Origin of the sequence: Achromobacter sp. UBA5777 (assembly GCF_002418565.1) — a bacterium.
Classification (GTDB): domain Bacteria; phylum Pseudomonadota; class Gammaproteobacteria; order Burkholderiales; family Burkholderiaceae_B; genus Achromobacter; species Achromobacter animicus.
This window is the reverse complement of record NZ_DIEJ01000237.1, coordinates 1-17,863: the sequence shown is the minus strand read 5'-3', so window position 1 is coordinate 17,863 and position 17,863 is coordinate 1. Positions and strand designations below refer to the sequence as shown.

Here is a 17,863-nt window from a genome sequence, read left to right as displayed (position 1 = left end):
GCGATCGCCTCCCCGGTGACCGCGGCGTCGGGCGACCTACGAAGATCTAATGCAGCCCACGAAGATCTAATGCAGCCTACAAATAACGTAACGCGAACAAAGCCCCCACCTCAACGAACTGCCCAGCAACACCCCCCAAAAAAAAGGCCCTGCATCAGCAAGGCCTCCCATCCAAAACACTCAGCAGCACCCAATCCGCTTCTTCCCCCCGTACCGCGCCTCCTGGCGCTCCCGGAAGAAATCCTCATAGCTCATCGGCTCCTGCTCAGGATGCGTCCGCCGCATATGCTCGACATACGTCTCGTAATCCGGCACACCCACCATCAACCGGAGCGTCTGCCCCAGATACCGGCCGGCGGCGCCGGCCGCTGAAGTCATATTGCTGAACAACATGCGGCTTCTCCTGGATGAAGGTCAGTCCGCGCCAGCCGCAGCGGCTGCGGGCAGCGATTCGTATGGCGTTTCGCGGGACGTCGGCTTGTTTTCGTTGCGGGCGCGCTGCACCGACTTCAGGCCGAACACCACGATGCTCACCACGACAAAGATGAAGATCGCGCACAGCCCGGCGTTGATGTAGTCGTTCATCACCACCCGCGACATCTCGCCCAGCGACTTCGCCGGCGCCAGCACCTTGCCTTCGGCAATCGCGGCGTTGTACTTGTCGGCGTGGGCCAGGAAGCTCACACGCGGATCCGAGTGGAACAGCTTCTGCAGACCGGCCGTCAGCGTGCAAGCCAGCAGCCAGAGCGTCGGCAGCACCGTCACCCACGCGTAGCGGTCGCGCTTCATCTTGAACAGCACCACCGTGCCCAGCGTCAGCGCAATCGCGGCCAGCATCTGGTTGGCGATGCCGAACAGCGGCCACAGCGTGTTGATGCCGCCCAGCGGATCCACCACGCCCTGATACAGGAAGTAGCCCCACGCCGCCACGCACAGGCCCGTGGCGATCAGGTTGGCCGGCAGCGAATCCGTGCGCTTGAGCGACGGGGCGAACGTGCCCAGCAGATCCTGCAGCATGAATCGGCCCGCGCGGGTGCCGGCGTCAACGGCCGTCAGGATGAAAAGCGCCTCGAAGAGGATGGCGAAGTGATACCAGAACGCCATCATGCCCGGGCCGCCCAGCGCCTGATGCAGGATGTGGGCCATGCCCACCGCCAGCGTCGGGGCGCCGCCGGCGCGCGAGATGATCGTGCTTTCGCCTACGTCCTTGGCCGTCTGCACCAGATCGGCCGGCGTGATCACGAAGCCCCAGCTCGACACTACCTGGGCGACCTGCTCAGGCGACGTGCCGATCACGGCCGCCGGGCTGTTCATTGCGTAGTAGATGCCGGGTTCAATGACGCAAGCCGCGACCAGCGCCATGATGGCGACGAACGACTCCATCAGCATGCCGCCGTAACCGATGTAGCGGGCCTGGGTTTCGTTCTCGATCAGCTTGGGCGTCGTGCCCGAGGAGATCAGCGCGTGGAAGCCCGACACCGCGCCGCAGGCGATGGTGATGAAAAGGAACGGGAACAGGTTGCCCGACCACACCGGACCGGTGCCGTCGACGAACTGCGTCAGCGCGGGCATCTTCAGTTCGGGGGCCACGACCACGATGCCGATCGCCAGACCGACGATGGTGCCGATCTTCAGGAAGGTCGACAGGTAGTCTCGCGGGGCCAGCAGCAGCCACACGGGCAGCACCGAGGCGATGAAGCCGTAGACGATCAGGATCCAGGTCAGGCCCTTGCCGTCGAAATCGAACATCGGGCCGATGACCGGATGCGCGGCCACGTCCTGACCGAACGTGATGGCCGCCATCAGGCCGACGAAGCCGATGATGGACACCTCGCCGATCTTGCCCGGACGGATGTAGCGCAGGTACACGCCCATGAAGAGCGCGATGGGAATGGTCGCGGCCACCGTGAAGGTGCCCCACGGCGAGTGCGTCAGCGCCTTCACGACGATCAGCGCCAGCACGGCCAGGATGATGACCATGATCATGAACGCGCCGAACAGCGCGATCACGCCCGGGATCTTGCCCAGTTCCGACTTGACCAGGTCGCCCAGCGAGCGGCCGTCGCGGCGGGTGGAGATGAAGAGGATCGTGAAGTCCTGCACGGCGCCGGCGAACACGACGCCGGCCAGGATCCACAGCATGCCCGGCAGATAGCCCATCTGCGCGGCCAGCACCGGTCCGACCAGCGGACCCGCGCCGGCGATGGCGGCAAAGTGGTGGCCAAACAGCACGTGCTTGTTGGTCGGCACGTAGTCCAGACCGTCGTTGTACTTCCAGGCCGGCGTCATGCGCGTCGGGTCAAGCTGGAAGACCTTGCGCGCGATGAAGCGGCTGTAGTAACGGTAGGCGATGAGATAGACGCAGACGGCGGCAATCACCACCCATAGCGCGTTGATGGTCTCCCCTCTGGCCAGCGCCACGGTGCCCAGCGCAAACGCGCCCAGTACCGCAACCGCCAGCCAGACCAGGTGCTGACCCAGTCCCTTACTGCTGGTGTGCATAAGTGCTCCTCTTGCCTCCCGCCATGCTCTTGGCGTGAAACGCTTTTTTCGTCCCGCGGAAGGCAGACTCATTGTTGTGGGGTGGCGGACGCACGCGTCCGCGCTGCGTCAGGTCGACGCGGGCGCCAGTATTGCGCTCTGGCCATCCCGCCAACAAGCGCGGAACTACGCAAGCGAGCTACGTGTTACTACGTCATGCGCCGCAGCAAATTTCCGTGGAAACCGTAAAATCTCCGAACTTTCCGCGTTCCCGCCTCGATACCCTTCCGGTTGATGCGTCGCAGCAAATCTGCTCCGGCCTGATACAAATCCTTATGAAGCTGCGTCTCAAAATCTTGCTGCTTGCGGCAGTCCCGCTGCTGGTGGCCGTCGCCGCCATCACGGTCGCCGTCTACGTGCAGGGACTGCAGTTGGCGCAGCGCGAAAAACAGGTGGTCGAAACCGCCTGGCTGGCCAGCAAGGAAGGCGAGCTGCGCCATTACGTGAACCTGGCGTACAGCGCCATCGCGCCGCTGCAGGCCGCGGGCGACGACGCGGCGACGCGCCAGCGTGCGCTGGACCTGCTGGCGCAGATGGAGTTCGGCCACGACGGCTACTTCTTCGTCTATGACCTGCAGGGCAGGAACCTGATGCATCCACGCCAGCCCGAACTGGTCGGACAAGACCTCTGGAACCTGCGCGACACCAAGGGCCAGGCCGTCATCCAGAACCTGCTGACGGCCGCCCGGCGCGGCGGGCAGCAAGGCGAGGTGGTGCATTACCTCTGGGAAAAACCGTCCACCAACCAGACCGTTGAAAAGCTTGGGTACGTGGTGGTGCTGGAACGCTGGGGCTGGATGCTGGGCACCGGCATCTACCTGGATGACGTGCAAGAGGCCCTGGTGCGCATCGACGCCGCGGCACAGGCCAATATTCGCGACATGTTCGCGTGGGTGGCCGGCATTGCGGCGGTGTCCATCCTGGGCGTGGCCGCCTGTGGTCTGGCCCTTAATATCAGCGACCATCGCCAGTCCGACGCCAAGCTGCGCCTGATGGCCCGCCAGATCGTGCGGTCGCAGGAAGACGAGCGCGCCCGACTGTCGCGGGAGCTGCACGACGGCATCAGCCAGGTGCTGGTGTCGGTCAAGCTGTCGCTGGAGGCCGCCCGCGAGCGGCTGCGCCAGTCGCATTCAGACGATTCGCGCGCGCTTGCGCACATCGACACGCCGCTGGGCGGCGCGCTGGACCGTCTGAACATGGCGGTAGGCGAGGTCCGCCGCATTTCGCACAATCTGCGCCCCACCCTGCTCGATGACCTGGGCCTGCCCGCCGCGCTGGAGCATCTGGGCCGGGAGTTCGCCATCCGCCCCGAGGACGGCGCCCCGCCGCTGGCGGTGGACCTGCACACGGTCGGGCAGCCGGTGAAGCTGCCCGACGCCTACGCAACGGCGCTGTTCCGCGTGACGCAGGAGGCGCTGACCAACGTCATGCGCCATGCCGGCGCCACGCGCGCGGATCTGACGCTGGCGTATTCGGCGCGCGATCTGCGCCTGACCATCACCGATGACGGCTGCGGCTTTGACGACGCCGAGGTCCAGCAGGACCCGCATCGCGGCATCGGCCTGCGCAACATGCGTGAACGCATGAGCGCGCTGTCCGGCACCCTGACGTTTCATTCCACCGCGCAAGGCACGACCTTGCAGGCCTGGCTTCCCCTGCCGCATCCCGGCGGCCCCCTTCCGACGCCTCCCCAAGCATGATCGACAAACCCGACGCCGTCCGCCTTCTGCTGATCGACGACCATCCCCTGGTGCGCGACGGCCTGCGCCTGCGCCTTGAAACCGTGCCGACGTTGCGAGTGGTAGGTGAAGCCAGCAACGCCGCCGCCGCGCAGGCTTTTCTGGCCGCCTGCATGGCCGAGGATCCGCAGGGCGGCACCCTGCCCCATCTGGCGCTGATGGACCTGAACATGCCCGGCGTCGGCGGTCTGGAGCTGACGGCGCTGCTGCACGAGCGCTATCCGCAGATCGCAGTGCTGGTGCTGTCCATGCACGACAACCCCGAATACATGGTGCAGGCGGTCAAGGCCGGCGCCCGCGGCTATCTGCTCAAGGATGAGCCCGCGCAGGAGATCATCACCGCCATCGACGCCGTCATGGCCGGCCGCAGCTACTTCAGCGCCGCAGCGGCCGTGCGGCTGTCGCAGGCCAGCGCCCTGGCCACGTTGCTGACGCACCGCGAGCGCGACGTGCTGCGCCATATCGCCGACGGCCATGCCAACAAGCAGATCGCGCAAACGCTGGGATTGTCGGTACGCACCGTCGAAACGCACCGCCTGAACATCAAGCGCAAGCTGGGCATCGACGGACAGGCCGAACTCATTAAATACGCAGTCGAAAACCGGGGCGTCTGAACGCGGCAAATACCCCCACACGCCACGGGTAAGCCCGCGGTCCGCCCGCCGCGCTGAGGTAGACTTGCGACACTTACGCATTACGCCAAGCGTTACGCCACGCATCACCCTTTGCATCACTGCGCGCCAGAGGGCGCGCCGCCAGGAGTCCCCATGTCATTGGAAAAGCACTACACCGCCATTCTCGAAGCACTAGGGGAAGATCCGTCCCGCGAAGGGCTGGCCGACACGCCGGCCCGCGCGGCCAAGGCCATGCGCCACCTGTGCCGCGGCTACGACCAGAACCTGGAAGAAATCGTCAACGGCGCGCTGTTCACGTCGGACACGCGCGAGATCGTCCTGGTCAAGAACATCGAGCTGTACTCGCTGTGCGAGCACCACATGCTGCCCTTCATCGGCAAGGCGCACGTGGCCTACCTGCCGGCCGGCAAGGTGCTGGGCCTGTCCAAGGTGGCCCGCATCGTCGAGATGTACGCGCGCCGCCTGCAGATTCAGGAAAACCTTAGCCGCCAGGTGGCTGAAGCCGTGCAAAGCGTCACCGGCGCGGCTGGCGTTGCGGTCGTGATCGAGGCGCAGCACATGTGCATGATGATGCGCGGCGTCGAAAAGCAGAATTCCTCCATGGTCACGTCGGTGATGCTGGGCGAATTCCACGAAAACCCGTCCACGCGTGCGGAGTTTCTCAGCCTGATTCGCTAAGCGCCGACCTCATCCTTTTGGCGCATATCGCGGGCCCGCCCGCTGCGACGACGATGCCCGTTCGGGCATTGGCGGCGCAGCCGGCGGGCCCGGTCGCTTTTGGCACCTACTGATCCGGACATCTGGCCCTAGCGTTCTGGTCCCATCCGGGCAAACTGGCACCAGCAAGCCGGTCGCGCCGGGGCGCGGCCGTTCTCTCCCGGAGATCTCCATGAACGCGATATACCGCCTGATTCGCCGCTGCACCCTGGCCGGCCTGGCCGCCGCGCTACTGGCTGCGCCCGCCTACGCGCAGACCAAACTCGTGGTGGGCTACCAGCTCATCGTCGGGCCGTTCCTGTCCGCCATCGCGGACGGCAGTTTCGACAAGGCCCTCAAAGAGGCCGGCTACCAGGTGGACTGGCGCCAGTTCACCTCGGGCGGCGACATCTCCACCGCGCTGGCCTCGGGCAACGTGCCGGTCGGCGTGCTGGGATCGACCGGGATCACCTCGGCCGCCACACGCGGCGTAGACATGCAGCTCTTCTGGATCCTGGACAACATCGGCAAATCCGAAGCGCTGGTGGCGCGTAACGGCTCCAACATCAACAGCACTGCCGACCTGAAAGGCAAGCGCATCGCCACGCCGTTCGTGTCGACGTCGCACTTTCATTTGCTGGTCGGGCTTGAGCAGGTCTGGAAGGTGCCCCCCCGCGACGTGCGCATCCTGAACATGCAGCCTCCGCAGATTGTGGCCGCCTGGCAGCGGGGCGACATCGACGCCGCCTACGTCTGGCCGCCCGCGCTGACCGAGATCGCCAAGACCGGCAAGATCATCGCCGACTCCGAACAGATCGGCGCGGCCAGCGTGCCGACCTTCGACGGCATCGTGGTGGACAAGGCCTGGGCGCAGAAGAACCCGAAGTTCATGGCCGCCTTCACGGACGTGCTGGCCAAGTCCTACGCGGACTATCGCGCCAACAGCGCCAAATGGACGGCGGATTCGCCGCAGGTCAAGGGCATCGTGAAACTGATCGGCGGCAAGCCCGAGGACATCGTCGAGGCGCTGGGCCTCCTGGTCTTCCCGACCGTGGAAGAACAGGCCTCCAAAACGTGGCTGGGCGGCGGCAAGGACTCGGGCGCCGCGCGCGCCTTCGCGGCCAGCGCCAAGTTCCTGAAGGACCAGAAGCAGATCGACAAGGCGCTGGACGACTACAGCCCGTTCGTCACGGATCAGTACGCGAAGGCGGCCGCGAAGTAATTCACGAGACCCGTCGTCCGACCCGGCCCGGCGCCACCGCGGCGCCGGCCGCAGCGCGAAGACGAGGCCTGCCGCCGCAGGCCTCGCCACAACGATCAGGGGGAACAGCATGACCATGCAGTCCACATCCGCCGCGCAGCGCCTGTGCGCGGAAGGCGTCAGCGTCACCTATCCCGGCCTGCACGACAGCGGCCCCGTCATCGCGCTGCACGACGTCAACCTGACCATCCAGCCCGGCGAATTCGTCGTCGCGTTGGGGGCGTCGGGCTGCGGCAAGACCACGTTGCTCAGCCTGCTGGCGGGCTTTCTGTCGCCGACCGAGGGCGAGATCACGCTGGGCGGAAACCCCATCGTCGGGCCGGGCGCAGACCGCGGCGTGGTGTTCCAGAAGCACGCCCTCCTGCCCTGGCTGAACGTGCTGGAGAACACCGAATTCGGTCTGAAGCTGCAAGGCGTGGACAAGGAGACCCGCCGTGCGCGCGCCCGCCGCAATCTTGAACTGGTGGGCCTGCAGGATTTTCACCGGCACATGATCTACCAGCTGTCGGGCGGCATGCAGCAGCGCGTGGGCATCGCGCGCGCGCTGACCTGCGACCCCGCCATGCTGCTGATGGACGAACCCATGGCCGCGCTGGACGCGCTGACCCGGGAGACCATCCAGGAGCTGCTGCTGGATATCTGGCGGCAGACCAACAAGATGTTTTTCTTCATCACCCACAGCGTGGAAGAAGCGCTCTTCCTGGGATCGCGGCTGATCGTCATGTCGCCGCGCCCGGGCCGGATCACGCATACGTTCGAGCCGGCCTTCAACCGGCGCTACCTGGAGACCCGCGATGGCCGTGGCATCAAATCCAGTCCCGACTTCATCGCCATGCGAGAAGAAGTCCTCGGCATCATCTATGGGGACGAGCGCGCCGCCGCCCCGCACGCCCTCCATGCCTAAGCGCCGCATCGGCCACACGCCGGCGGCGCCGGGCAAGGTGTACGGATCACCGGGCGCGGGCTACAGCGGCCACATCAGCCTGCTCACCAGCCTGGCGCTGATCGCGCTGTGGTTCCTGGTGACCAGCGCCGGCTGGGTGCGGCCGCTGTTCCTGCCGTCGCCCATCGCGGTGTACGACAAGTTCGTCTTCGCCATGACCGAAGGCGTGGCCAATTCCACGCTGACCGAGCACGCGCTCGCCAGCCTGGGCCGCGTATTTGGCGCGTTCTTCCTGGCGTGCGTCACGGCGATTCCGGTCGGCATCCTGATGGGCGTGAACCGCTACGCGCGCGGCGTCTTCGATCCGCCGATCGAGTTCTACCGCCCGCTGCCGCCGCTGGCTTATCTGCCCCTCATCATCATCTGGTTTGGCATCGGCGAATTCCCCAAGATCCTGCTGATCTACCTGGCCATCTTCGCGCCCATGGCAATCGCCGCGCGCGCCGGCGTACGGTCGGTGTCGATCGAACAGATCCATGCGGCCTACGCCATGGGCGGGACCAGCCGCCAGATCGTCTGGCACGTGATCCTGAAGGCGGCCATGCCGGAGATCTTCACGGGCATGCGCATCGGTATCGGGGTCGGTTGGACGACGCTGGTCGCCGCCGAAATGGTGGCGGCCGACCGGGGCCTGGGCTTCATGGTGCTGAATGCCGCGCAGTTCCTGGCCAGCGACACGGTCATCATGGGCATCATCGTGATCGGACTTTTTGCATTCGCCTTCGACCTGCTGGTGCGTTACCTGGAACGCTTCGCCATCCCGTGGAAGGGACGAATCTGACAGGGCAATCCCGCATTCCTTCCCCCATCCGGCTCCTTTATTCTGAGACTCGGACACCCCGGCCGCGGCAGCGTGGCGCGCGGGGAGTCCGCAGTCAAAAGGAGCCAGCCATGTCCAGCCAGGCCTCGATGCTCAAGCCTGTGTTGTGGGAACGTCTGTTCGAAAAGGCCAGCGCGCCCAACCTCAGCCTGCAGGGGCGCGTGCGCCAAATGCTGGTGTCGGCCATTCTGAGCGGCCACCTGCCGCCCGGCATGCCCGTGCCGTCCAGCCGCTACCTGGCCGACCAGTTGCGCATCGCGCGCAATACCGTGGTGTTTGCGTACCAGCAGCTCGTGTGCGAAGGGTATCTGGTGTCGCGCGAACGCAGCGGCCACTTCGTCAGCGACACCGTGATGGAAGGCCACTCGGGTCCGGCCGCCGACGCCACGCAGGCGGACGCGCCCGAAACCGGTGGCGTGCGCTGGGACGAACGTTTGCGGTTTCGCCCCTCGCGGCAACGCAACATCACCAAGCCGCGCGACTGGCAGAAGCAGCCCTATCCCTTCGTTTACGGTCAGTTCGACCAGGACCTGTTTCCTACCGCCGAATGGCGCGAATGCTGCATCAAGGCGCTGTCGGTGCTGGACATCCGCAGTTGGGCGCCGGACCTGATCACGCATGACGACCCGGCGCTCATCGAACAGATCCGCACGCAGGTGCTGCCGCGCCGCGGCGTGTGGGCCGACGCCGAGGAAATCGTCATCACGGTCGGCGCGCAGCACGCGCTTTATCTGCTGGCCGATCTGCTGGTAAACGAGGACACCGTGGTCGGCATGGAAGACCCCGGCTATCCGGACGCGCGTAATATCTTCGCCAGCCACACGCGCCATCTGCTGCCGCTGCCCGTGGACGAACAAGGTCTGCGCACGGGGACGCAACTGCTGGGATGTGACTACCTGTTCGTCACACCGGGCCATCAGTGCCCGACCACCGTCACGCTGTCGATGGAGCGGCGCGCCTCCCTGCTGGCAATGGCGCGGCAGGCCGACAGCCTCATCATTGAAGACGACTTCGAAAGCGAAAGCCGCTGGGGCGAAGGCGCGATCCCCGCGCTCAAAAGCCTGGACCGGGACGGACGCGTGATCTACGTGGGCAGCCTGGCCAAGTCCTTTGCGCCGGGCCTGCGCATCGGCTACATCGTCGCGCCGCGCGAGCTTGCCGCCGAACTGCGCGCGTTGCGCCGCCTGATGCTGCGTCACCCGTCCGCGTACATCCAGCGCGCGTTCTCGCTGTTCATCTCGCTGGGGCATCACCATTCGCTGCTGCGCCGCCAGTCACAGGCCTATCAAAAACGCGGCGCCGAACTGGCGCAGGCGTTGGCGCGGCACCTGCCGGACTTCACGGCCATTCCGATCACCGGCTCGTCGTCGTGCTGGCTGCAGGGGCCGCCGTGGCTCAATGCGGTGGCGCTGTCCGAAGCCGCGCTGGCTGAGGGCGTGGTGGTCGAACCGGGGGATGTGTTCTTCATGGACGGCGCCAACGCACCGCGGAACTTCCTGCGCGTGGGGTTTACGTCGATCCGGCCGGAACATATCGAACCGGGCATCGCGCGGCTGGCAAAGGTGGTCGACGCCCAGCGGCGCGTGGCGCAGGATCTTGTGCTGGACGGTGTCTGACACCCGAATCAGTCCTACGTTTTCATGGGTTTCTGACACCTGAATCAGTCCTACGTTTTGACGGGGTGTCTCTGGACGGTCTCTGACACCCGAATCAGTCCTACGTTTTGACGGGGTGTCTGACACCTCAATCAGTCCTACAAGTCTTGAAGGTGCCAGAGGCCCGCGTACTGCTACAGCAACTCGTCCCGCAGGTAATACCAGCGATACAACAACCCCTGCCCGATGCGGCGGAACGGGGCGAACAGGTGTCCCGGTAGCGGCGTGTCGTAGATCGGCAGGTTCCACGCGATCCCATCCTTGCCCATCATCCGTTGCGCCAGCCGCCTGCCGGCATGCGCCGAGAATGCCACGCCGTTGCCGCCATAACCGAAGGCGTAATACACCTGCTGCGCCGGGTCCGGTTGCGTGACGCGCGGCATCATGTCGTGGCTGACGTCTACCCAGCCCCACCACGAATACGCCACGTCCACACCGCGCAACGCCGGGAACTTGCGGGCGAGGCCCTCGCGCAGCAGCGCAAGGTGGCGCGGGTTTTCGGCGTCTGCACCGCGCAGCGCGCTGCGGCTGCCGATCTGCATGCGGCCATCGGGCAGCAGGCGGTAGTAGAAGCGCAGCGTGCGCGTGTCGGTGATGAACACCGTGCTTTTCAACCCCGCCGCCTCGCGTTCCTCGGCCGACAGCACCCGCGTGACCATCGAATTGGACAGCACCGGCATGATGCGGTTGTCCAGCAGCCGGTTGACGCCCTGCGCGGTGTAGCCGCCGGTGGCGAAGGCCACGCGCCGGGCGCGCACCGTGCCGCCGGGGGTTTGCAGCCGGTACATGCCGTTTTCGACGCGCCAGCCCAGCACGGGGCTGGACGGATGGACGCGCACGCCCAGCGCCCGCGCCTGCCGCAGATAACCGTAGGCAAGCTTGAGCGGATGCACGCCGACGCCGTCGGGCTCGTGCATGGCCCCAACCGCTTCGCGATCATCCACATACCGTTCGTGCAGTTCCGCGCGGCTGAGCATCTTCGTGTCGTAGCCGAAGACGTCGCGCATCACGCGCGCTTCGTTCTGCAGGAAGGCCATCTTCTTCTGCCGATGCGCCGTGTACAGATGGCCGCCGGGCTGCGCGTCGCAGTCCACCTGCGCGACCAGGCTCTTCCAATACTCGAAGCCTTCGCGGATCTCGGCGTCCAGGCGCTTGGCCGTGTCCAGCCCCCAGCGTTCGATCCATTGCGAGCGGTACAGGCGCCCCGACGCATTCTGCCCCTGGCCGCCATTGCGGCTGGTGCACCCCCACACGGCGCGATTGGCCTCCAGCACGACGGCCTTCACGCCGAAATCGCGTGCCAGCGCCAGCGCCGCCGACAAGCCCGTGAAGCCGGAGCCGACAATCACCACGTCAGCGTCGATGTCGCCGCGGATCGGCCCGTCGTCGTCGGGCGGCGAGCCGGCCGTCGCCACCCAGTAGGTAGGCGCGTAGTCCTGGCCCTGGCCAGGCGGCGAGACGAGCGGATCGTAGGCCGGGTTGTAGGCGTTGATGACGGCGCCGGACGCGGGCGCCGGGCGGGAGATGCCGACCGACATTTGCGTATCCATGATGGCGGCTAGGCCCGTGCCGGCAAGGCCGGGCGCTGCTTGCGGAAGGCGTTCTTCACCTGGATCTTGCCGTCCTTGAAGGTGAACACGTCGACCATGTCGGCCTCCACCCGCGAGCCGTCCGCCGCCGTGCCGCGAAACGTGGATTCGGAGACGCCGCGATCGCCGGCCACCCAGTGCCGGCCGTTTTCCCATTGCGCATCCGGGAAGTTTTTCCAGGCCGCGGCAAAGGCCGCGCGCACCGCTTCCGGGCCGGCATGGCGGCTGCCGTACTGCTCGGGGCCGCCGACGGTCTCGAACACGCAGTCTTCGCTCATGAATGACATCAGGGCGTCGATATCGTGCCGGTTCCAGGCGGCCGCAAACTCGGCCAGCATTTCCACGGTGACGGTCTGTTGCATTGCCTACCCTCCTTCGCTGGCGCGGCGCGAGATGCGTCCACGCTGAACCCTCAAGGTACGTGCGCGGCATGCGCGCGGGTAGGACCAGACGCGGGGAATCGCTTGCACCAGAACTAGCGCAGCGGCACGGCGTGGGCCGCGTCCGGTGCGAAGTCAAGGTCGACGTTGACATCGTGCAGCGCCGCCCGGTCCAGATGCGCCGTGATTGCCGGCATGTTGGTGACGCCGCGCATACCAATCACGACCAGCGAGGGTTCGCATTGATCAGCGGGCGCGCGCGCCTGCGTGTCAAAGCGCACGCGCCGTCCCGCGAATTGCACCAGCACCCAACCGTGGCGGCTGGTGCGGACCCAGCCCTTGGCGCGCAGTACGTCGCGGGGCAACTGCTTCAGGCGCTCGGCGAGCATGTCGGCGTCCAGTAACGCGGGGGCTCGCCATAGCCAGCTTTGGAACGGATGGGCGGGATCGGACGGGTCGACGTGGTGCGGCATGTGTCCGCCCACGCGAACGCCGCCGAGCTCGTCGCCGTGGGCGCCGACAGCGCGGCCGCCATGGCCGTGTCCGCAGATAGCACCATCGCCGTGCCTGTCGCCATGGCCGCAACCATGCTCCGCCTCATGCCCGCTTGCCGTCCCCTCACCCACGCCGATCAACACCCCCAAATCCACCCGCCCCTCACACGCCCGCACCACGGGCGCGCCGCCGCTAGCCTCGCGCAGCCAATCCTGCACTGCCGCCAGCGCATCCGGCGCCACCAGATCGATCTTGTTCAACACCAGCAAATCCGCCGCGCGAAGCTGCCGCTGCACCGTATCGGCCAACAGCGGATCCGCCGCCACCTCGCGGATGGCCCCCGCATCGACCAGCACCATCACGCCCTCCAGTTGCAACAGCGGATCGGCCATCCCCACCTGCGCGATTCGATCGGGATCAGATACGCCGCTCGCCTCGATGACAATCCACTCCGGCAAAGGATCCAACGCCAGCACACGCGCCAGCGCATCGTCCATTCCGCCTGCCATCGAGCAGCACACGCAACCGTTCGCCAGCCGGATCACGTTGTCGGCGCGATCCGCGATTAGACCCGCGTCGATGTCCACGGGCCCGAAGTCATTGACCAGCACCGCCGCGCGGCGCGCGCTGGCGGTCAGCACATGATTCAGCAAGGTGGTCTTGCCCGCACCCAGAAAGCCGCCCACCACCGTCAGCGGAATACGCGCCACGTCACGCCTCCCGCAGCGGCAGCGGACGCCCGCCGATGACCGTGCCCAGCACCTTCAGATCCTTTAGGGATTCCGGCGCGGCCTCGGACGGATCTTCCGCCAGCACGCAGAAGTCCGCGTACTTGCCGACCTCGATCGAGCCCACCAGATGGTCCATGTGCAGCGTGTACGCGGCGCCCAGCGTGATCGCGTGCAGGGCGGCGTCGACGCCGATGCGCTCGGACTCGCCCAGCACGCGGCCCGAGGCCGTCTGCCGGTTCACCGCGCACCATGCCGTGAACAGCGGCCCAAGCGGCGTGATGGGCGCATCGGAATGGATGGCATACGGCACCCCCGCGCGCGCCGCCGACGCGCACGCGTCCATGCGGTTGGCGCGGTCCGGCCCCATCGTCAGCGCGTAGTGCGCGTCGCCCCAGTAGTAGATGTGATTGGCAAAGAGATTCACGCACATGCCCAGGCTCGCCATCCGCCGGAACTGGGCGGCGTCGGCCATCTGGCAATGCTGCAACGTGTGGCGATGGTCACGCCGCGGCGTGCGCTGCAACGCGCGGTCCACGGCTTCGATCGCAAGTTGCGTGGCCTCGTCGCCGTTGGTATGGATGTGAAGCTGCGCGCCGGCGTCGTGATACGTCTGCACCATGTCGTCCAGTTCCGACGGGGCGATGACCCAGATGCCGTTGGGCGCGCCGTTGAAGTAGCCCGGCCAGCGCACGCGCGCCGTGAAGCCCTGGATGGATCCATCGACCACCAGCTTCACCATGCCCAGATGCAGCTTGCCGTGATTCAGCCGCCGCGCGGCCGCGAGCTTTTCCAGGCAGCCCGCCGCGTTGCCCGCGTAGGTCAGCGCCGACGCGGCGGGCACGATGCGCACCGGATAGTCCGCCTCGCCCGTCACCCGCGCCAGCGTCGCCAGGCCTTCATCATTCAACTCGTTGACCAGGTCCGTCGCAGTGGTCACGCCCGCCCACTGCGCCACCTTGCCGAACATCCGCAGACCCTCTTCTGTCAGGCCGACCGTGCGGAACGGGCTGCCGATCAGCCGCATGACCGGGAACATGGCCGCAAATTCGCACAGTTCGCCGCTGGGTTTTCCATCATCGAGCCGCGTCACGCCCTCGATGTCGGTGTCGCGATCGATGCCCGCGCGCGCCAGCATGGGCGAGTTGACGTTCATGAGGTGCATGCTGGCGTGCATGATCACGATGGGCCGCTGCGCCGACACGGCGTCCAGGTCATGGATGCTCATGCGGTCGCCGCCGAAGAAGATGGGATCGAAGCCCCAGCCGATCAGCGTCTCGCCCTGCGCCAGCACGCCCTCGGCATCCCGAAGCCGCGCCGCCACTTCCGCAAAGCTTTTCAGGCCGGACCAGAGCTTGCCGTCGGGACCGCGGCGGTCGTAAAAGCCCACGTAGACGAACTTCCACATGCCGCCCTCGGGCAGATGGCAATGGCCTTCCACCAGGCCCGGCATCAGCACGCTGTCCGCGAACCGTTCATCGACCTCTGCCGGCCCCCAGCCGGATAGATCCTCGCGGCTGCCCACGCCCAGAATGCGGCCATCGCGCACGGCGACGTGCGTGGCGCGCGGCTGCGCGGGATTCATGGTCAGGATCGATCGGGCGACAAACAGCGTCGTGGGGCCGGAAGGCTGGGTCATCGCGGTTCCTTGTCAGTCGGAGAAATCGGTACGGGCGCGGCGGCATGCGCAAATCGGTGCGCGCAAGTCGGTATGCACTAATCGGTGCGCACTAATCGGTGCGCACATATCGGCAAGCCCATCAGCCTTGCAACGGCGACACCGTCACGCCATCGCGCGTCTCGACAAAATGGCAAGCCACGTGATGCGCCGGCGCAACTTCGCGCAGTTCGGGTTCACGCGTCGAGCACAGCGCCTGCGCGGCCGGACAACGCCCGGCGAAGCGACAGCCAGGCGGCGGATTGACGGGGCTGGGCGGATCGCCGGTCAGCCTGACGCGCCGCGCCGCCGTTTCGCGGCCACCCTTGACCGTCGGCACGGCAGACATCAGCGCCACGCTGTACGGATGCAGCGGCCGCGAGAAAAACGCCCGCCGCGAGGCCCGTTCGATGATCTTGCCCAGATACATCACGGCGATGTCGTCGCACACGTGCTCCACCACCGCCATATCGTGCGAGATGAAAAGAAACGACTGCCCCTGTTCGCGCTGGATGCGCCGCAGCAGATTCAGGATCTGCGCGCGGATGGCGATGTCCAGTGCCGACACGGGTTCGTCGCAGACGATCAGATCCGGCGCGCTGGCCAGCGCCCGCGCGATATTCAGCCGCTGCCGCTGTCCGCCGGAAAACTGGTGCGGAAACAGTTGCCGCTGTTCCGGCCGCAGCCCCACCAGTTCAAACATCAGCGCCACGCGCGCCTCGCGGCCGCCGGGCGGGTCGATGCCCATCAGGTCCAGCGGCGTGCGCACGATTTCCTCGGCGCGCTGGCGCGGATTGAGCGACGAGTACGGATCCTGGAACACCAGTTGCAGGCGCCGCCGCATCCGCCGCAGGGCCGAGCCGCGCATGGCGGTCAGATCGTTGCCGTCGAAGTGAATGCTGCCCCCGGTGGGGTCCGCCAGCCGCAGCACCGACAGCGCGGTGGTGGTCTTGCCCGAACCGGACTCGCCCACGATCGCCAGGGTGCGGCCACGCTCCAGCTCGAACGACACGCCGTCCACCGCCCGCACCACCACCGGCTTGCCATCGCGCCCGCGCCCGCCCACCGGAAAATGCACCGACAGGTCGCGCACCGACAACAGGGATGACGATTGCGCCTGGGTCATTGCGATGCCTCCGGGTAAAGCCAACAGGACACGCCCTGCCCGCCATCCAGCACGGTCATGGGCGGAAACTCGCGGCTGCAGCGCGCCATGGCGCGATTGCAGCGGTCAACGAACGGGCAGCCGACGCCGCGCTCCCACACGGACGGCACCACGCCCGGAATCTCGGGCAGGTCGGGACGCTCGTCATCGGGCTCTCGGTCCAGTTCGGGCAGGCAGGCGATGAGACCCTGCGTGTACGGATGGCGCGGCTGGGCCAGGATCTGGCCGACGCTGCCCTGCTCCACCACCCGCCCGCCGTACATCACCACCACGCGGTCCGCCATCTCGGACACCGCGCCCATGTCGTGCGTGATCAGCAGCACGGCGGTGCCGCGGCGGGCCTGCTGCTCGCGCAACAGGTCGAAGATCTGCGCCTGCACCGTCACGTCCAGCGCGGTCGTGGGCTCGTCGGCGATGAGTACGTCCGGGTCGCAGGCCAGCGCAATCGCGATCATCACCCGCTGCCGCATGCCGCCGGAAAGCTGATGCGGATAATCGTCCACACGGCGCTCCGGCAAGGGGATGCCCACGGACTTGAGCATCTCGATGGCGCGCTCGCGCGCCTCGCGCTTGGACAGCCCTTGATGCAGGCGCAGCGGCTCGCCGATCTGATCGCCCACCGTGTACACCGGATTGAGCGCCGTCATCGGCTCCTGAAAAATCATCGAAATGTTGTTGCCCCGCACCCGGCGCATCGCCTCGTCATCGTGCATGGCGAGGTCGGCGCCGCGTAGGCGCACGTGCCCCGCGCCCACGCGCGCAAGCGGCGGAATCAGCCGCATGATGGCCAGCGCCGTCATGCTTTTGCCGCAGCCCGATTCGCCCACGAGGCACAGCGTTTCGCCGGGACGCAGGTCGAAGCTGACGTCGCTCAGCACTTCGGCCTCGCGGCCACGCGTGCGGAATGCCAGGCTCAGGCCGTCCACTTCCAGCACGGGGGGCATGTCGGCGGCGTTCATGCCCGGCCTCGCGATGTCGGATTGAGCGCGTCATTCAGGCCATCGCCGATCAGGCTGACGGCCAGCACGGTCAGGAAGATGGCTGCGCCGGGCAGCGTCACCGCCCACCATGCGGTCAGGATGTAGGGGCGGTTGCTGCCGATCATCAAGCCCCAGCTCATCACATTGGGATCGCCCAGGCCCAGAAACGACAGCCCCGCCTCGAACAGGATCGCCGTGCCGATGGCCAGCGTGGCCGACACGATCAGCGGCGCCAGTGCGTTCGGCAGGATGACCCGCCAGATGATGCGCGCGTCTCCAGCGCCGATCACACGCTCGGCAAGTACATACTCGCGCCGCTTGAGCCGCAGGAACTCGCCGCGCGCCAGCCGCGCCGTCCCCGTCCAGCTCACCACACCGATCGCGACCGCGATGGTGGCGAGCGACGGGCTGAAGAGCGTCACCAGCACCATCGCAAAGAGCAAGGTGGGCAGCACCTGAAAAAACTCGGTGATGCGCATCAGCGTTTCATCGACCCAGCCGCCGTAATAGCCTGCCAGCGCGCCAACGGTGATGCCGATGGCCATCGACAGCACCGCTGCCACCACGCCCACCAGCAGC

The 17,863-nt window shown here is 66.7% G+C and carries 16 protein-coding genes; 7 read left to right on the top strand and 9 right to left on the bottom strand.

Going from position 1 to position 17,863, the window contains the following annotated elements:
- Positions 1-180 precede the first annotated feature (180 nt).
- Together B3446_RS19500 and B3446_RS19495 are read right to left on the bottom strand one after the other, a co-directional pair.
- On the bottom strand, positions 181-393 hold the full coding sequence (locus B3446_RS19500) for a YbdD/YjiX family protein (RefSeq protein WP_105238611.1): 213 nt from the start codon (positions 391-393) through the stop codon (positions 181-183).
- 21 nt (positions 394-414) lie between these two features.
- Positions 415-2,502, bottom strand: coding sequence for a carbon starvation CstA family protein (locus B3446_RS19495; RefSeq protein WP_175121859.1), 2,088 nt, complete (start codon positions 2,500-2,502; stop codon positions 415-417).
- A 314-nt stretch (positions 2,503-2,816) separates the two neighbouring features.
- On the opposite strand from B3446_RS19495, the gene B3446_RS19490 reads away from it, so the two are divergent.
- The 7 genes from B3446_RS19490 to B3446_RS19460 all read left to right on the top strand — a co-directional run bounded on the left by B3446_RS19490 (position 2,817) and on the right by B3446_RS19460 (position 10,251).
- Positions 2,817-4,241 carry a cache domain-containing protein gene (locus tag B3446_RS19490; protein WP_191579380.1) on the top strand — a complete coding sequence of 475 codons (1,425 nt, stop codon included), beginning with the start codon at positions 2,817-2,819 and terminating at the stop codon, positions 4,239-4,241.
- Positions 4,238-4,894, top strand: coding sequence for a response regulator (locus tag B3446_RS19485; protein WP_175121861.1), 657 nt, complete (start codon positions 4,238-4,240; stop codon positions 4,892-4,894). Before B3446_RS19490 ends, B3446_RS19485 begins: the two co-directional genes overlap by 4 nt.
- A gap of 153 nt (positions 4,895-5,047) precedes the next feature.
- Complete coding sequence (gene folE, locus B3446_RS19480) at positions 5,048-5,593, top strand: GTP cyclohydrolase I FolE (RefSeq protein ID WP_056316955.1); 546 nt, start codon at positions 5,048-5,050, stop codon at positions 5,591-5,593.
- A gap of 211 nt (positions 5,594-5,804) precedes the next feature.
- Positions 5,805-6,833 (top strand): taurine ABC transporter substrate-binding protein, encoded by a 1,029-nt coding sequence (gene tauA / locus B3446_RS19475; RefSeq protein ID WP_291384237.1) that lies wholly within the window; start codon positions 5,805-5,807, stop codon positions 6,831-6,833.
- Between the two features lie 109 nt (positions 6,834-6,942).
- Positions 6,943-7,776, top strand: coding sequence for a taurine ABC transporter ATP-binding protein (locus B3446_RS19470; protein WP_191579382.1), 834 nt, complete (start codon positions 6,943-6,945; stop codon positions 7,774-7,776).
- A complete protein-coding gene (locus B3446_RS19465; protein WP_191579383.1) occupies positions 7,769-8,596 on the top strand; it encodes an ABC transporter permease subunit in 828 nt (275 codons plus the stop codon). The genes B3446_RS19470 and B3446_RS19465 overlap by 8 nt, the downstream gene beginning before the upstream one ends.
- Before the next feature lie 110 nt (positions 8,597-8,706).
- Positions 8,707-10,251: a PLP-dependent aminotransferase family protein gene (locus B3446_RS19460; protein ID WP_291384233.1), complete on the top strand. Its 1,545-nt coding sequence runs from the start codon at positions 8,707-8,709 to the stop codon at positions 10,249-10,251.
- Positions 10,252-10,424: 173 nt separating this feature from the next.
- On the opposite strand, the gene B3446_RS19455 is transcribed toward B3446_RS19460, so the two are convergent.
- From B3446_RS19455 to B3446_RS19425, 7 genes are all read right to left on the bottom strand, one after another.
- Positions 10,425-11,840 (bottom strand): NAD(P)/FAD-dependent oxidoreductase, encoded by a 1,416-nt coding sequence (locus B3446_RS19455; protein ID WP_291384231.1) that lies wholly within the window; start codon positions 11,838-11,840, stop codon positions 10,425-10,427.
- Between the two features lie 8 nt (positions 11,841-11,848).
- A complete protein-coding gene (locus B3446_RS19450) occupies positions 11,849-12,241 on the bottom strand; it encodes a nuclear transport factor 2 family protein (protein WP_175121866.1) in 393 nt (130 codons plus the stop codon).
- 113 nt (positions 12,242-12,354) lie between these two features.
- A complete protein-coding gene (locus tag B3446_RS19445) occupies positions 12,355-13,440 on the bottom strand; it encodes a CobW family GTP-binding protein (RefSeq protein WP_291384230.1) in 1,086 nt (361 codons plus the stop codon).
- Between the two features lie 25 nt (positions 13,441-13,465).
- Positions 13,466-15,121 carry an amidohydrolase gene (locus B3446_RS19440; protein WP_291384228.1) on the bottom strand — a complete coding sequence of 552 codons (1,656 nt, stop codon included), beginning with the start codon at positions 15,119-15,121 and terminating at the stop codon, positions 13,466-13,468.
- A 121-nt stretch (positions 15,122-15,242) separates the two neighbouring features.
- On the bottom strand, positions 15,243-16,265 hold the full coding sequence (locus B3446_RS19435; protein ID WP_191579388.1) for an ABC transporter ATP-binding protein: 1,023 nt from the start codon (positions 16,263-16,265) through the stop codon (positions 15,243-15,245).
- Entirely contained in the window at positions 16,262-17,263 is a 1,002-nt protein-coding gene (locus B3446_RS19430) for an ABC transporter ATP-binding protein (RefSeq protein ID WP_291384226.1), read from the bottom strand. Before B3446_RS19430 ends, B3446_RS19435 begins: the two co-directional genes overlap by 4 nt.
- Positions 17,260-17,863: ABC transporter permease (locus B3446_RS19425; RefSeq protein WP_291384224.1), on the bottom strand; the 604-nt coding region annotated here is incomplete at its 5' end. The genes B3446_RS19425 and B3446_RS19430, both read right to left, overlap by 4 nt.